Here is a 2,448-nt window from a genome sequence, read left to right on the forward strand (position 1 = left end):
TTGGAATTCCAAGTCCGGTTAAAGAATCACACCACCCATATCCGCCACCAGGATGAATAGTCCAAAGTAAATAATCACCAGGAGGTGCATTCAAAAATATAGAACCTGCCCAACCAGGCTGCCCATCTAATTCTTTAATTGAAGAGAAATGTTGGAATGAACCGTGTTTGCCAGATCCTACAATTACATCATCACCACGAGTATCATCATCAAAATAAGGGACAGATGTTGTCGATACAAATGCCAGATCAATTAAGTTGTTGTCATCATTATTTTTTGTTTTAAACCAAGTATTCCAAACATGAATATCATCAATTAACCAGTTTGAAAAAGGATTAGTTGAGTTTGAAAAAGCAATTTTCATTGCAGCATCATCAAATGTATTGCCACCGACATCAGATGCATCTTTTGGACCCAAGTCAACACATTCGTCTTGTATCTTATAATCAATCTTTAGAGGCTGGTGTGAATTACCGGTATAATGAGATCTTACATAATAATCAGTTTTACCGTCTGCACCAAAATCAAAACGACCACTGTCAGTATTGGATACGTATATTGGAGCGTGGCCTTTACCCAATACAATTAGATCATCAGAATATGCAGGAATAAACATCATTGAAACTAAAGTTAACAACAAAACAGAAAGTAACAGTTTCATCGCATCATCAATTCTAGGTTATTATTTTTATAGTTTATTAGTAATTTCTCTGGTAAATTCTGATGTGGATCTGTCTCCACCAATATCTTTAGTTTTGACGCCACTTTTTACCAAATCAAAAATAACAGATTCCAGTTTTTGAGCGACAGTAAAGCATTTTGTGTCATGGTGTTTTGCACCTAGCCAATCAAGCATCATTTTAATTGACAACAAAAAAGATGAAGGGTTTGCAATATTTTTTCCTGCTATATCAAATGCTGCGCCATGTACTGGTTCAAACAATGCAAAATTATCACCAATGTTAGCAGCTGGGGCCATACCTAATCCTCCAACCACCTGAGATGATTCATCAGATAAGATATCACCAAATAGGTTTGTAGTCACAATTACATCAAATTTTTCTGGTTGGCGAATCAAATTCATAGCACATGCGTCAACATACATTTGCTCAAATAATACATCAGGATAATTTTTTGCCACTTCAATGCATGATTTTGCAAATAATCCATCAGTCATTCTCATCACATTTGATTTATGAACACATGTGACTTTTTTCATATTGTTTCGTTGTTTTGCGGTTTCAAATGCATACTTTGCAATTCTCTTTGATGCATCCTCTGAGATTATTCTTAATGCAACTGCAGCGTTTCCCAAACTGAACTCTTTACCAGTGTAAAGATCTTCTGTATTCTCTCTAACAATTACCATGTCAATATCATCTCTTAATGCAGACATGTGAGGATACGATTTTGCAGGTCTGATATTGGCATAAAGATCAAGCATCCTACGTAACACCACAATAACATCAGCCGCTGATTCTCCGACGGGGGCCTTTAAACAAACATCAGAATTCTTTATTGTTTGAATTGTTTCATCAGGTAATGCCTTACCGGTTTCGTGAAGGGCTTTATCCCCAGCAGGTAATGTTGTGATTTCAAATTTTAAATCAAGTTTATCATTAATTGTATTCAATACAGATATTGCAGAATCAGATAATTCAGGACCAATTCCATCACCAGTGATTAATGAAATTTTATACATGATAGAGCATTAAATTAAGACAATTTTAGATTATCGTACCTGTTTTTCTTGAAGCATCTTTTTGAGCATTATTCTATTAATTGCATCAATGACTGCTTTTACAGATGTAGTTACAATATCTTCACCAACAGATTTTGCTGAAACCTTGTTTCCTAACGCATCCTCAACTTTTACTGTAACTTCACATAATGCACTAGAACCACCAGAAATAGATGCCAATCCATAATCTTTAATTCTAATTTCAGAAATCTTTCCAGTGATTTTTTGTATGGCATTTAATGCAGCATCCACTGGGCCAACCCCATAATCAGTTCCAATATGATCCTGCCCATCGATGTTTAATTTTACAAATGCGTAAGGCATTGTTCCAATTCCTGTTGAAACGGAGAATCCAGTTAACTGTACAATTCTTTTGAGTTCTTTTTCGCCCAAAACATCACTTGCAATAGATAACAATTCAACATCTGTAATCTGCTTTCCAGCATCACCTAATGTTTTGACTTTCTCTAAGATTTGTTTAGATTGTTCTTCGGTAGGCTTTACACCATATTCTGCAAGCATTGCATTCATTCCATGAATTCCGGCATGTTTTCCAACCTGTAACCATCTTTTTCTACCAACTAATTCAGGGCTAATTGGCTCGTATGTCAAAGGATTACTCAATACACCGTGTGTATGAATACCAGATTCGTGACCAAATGCATTGGTTCCAACTATTGCTTTGTTTGGTTGAACTATAATTCCAA

At 35.5% G+C, this 2,448-nt stretch carries 3 protein-coding genes; all 3 read right to left on the reverse strand.

Translation table 11 applies throughout. The features are described 5' to 3' along the window. The coding region (locus BG20_RS09070) for a hypothetical protein (RefSeq protein ID WP_010194241.1) at positions 1-661 on the reverse strand (661 nt) is incomplete at its 3' end. 27 nt (positions 662-688) lie between these two features. Beyond that, on the reverse strand, positions 689-1,702 hold the full coding sequence (locus BG20_RS09075) for an isocitrate/isopropylmalate dehydrogenase family protein (protein ID WP_010194242.1): 1,014 nt from the start codon (positions 1,700-1,702) through the stop codon (positions 689-691). Between the two features lie 30 nt (positions 1,703-1,732). Beyond that, positions 1,733-2,448 (reverse strand): alpha-isopropylmalate synthase regulatory domain-containing protein (locus tag BG20_RS09080; protein WP_010194244.1); only part of this gene is annotated, 716 nt, incomplete at its 5' end.

Origin of the sequence: Candidatus Nitrosarchaeum limnium BG20, assembly GCF_000241145.1 — an archaeon.
Classification (GTDB): domain Archaea; phylum Thermoproteota; class Nitrososphaeria; order Nitrososphaerales; family Nitrosopumilaceae; genus Nitrosarchaeum; species Nitrosarchaeum limnae.

Excerpts from the sequence above, each read along its gene's own strand:
- BG20_RS09075 (WP_010194242.1), bottom strand. The coding sequence starts at position 1,702 with ATGTATAAAATTTCATTAATCACTGGTGATGGAATTGGTCCTGAATTA.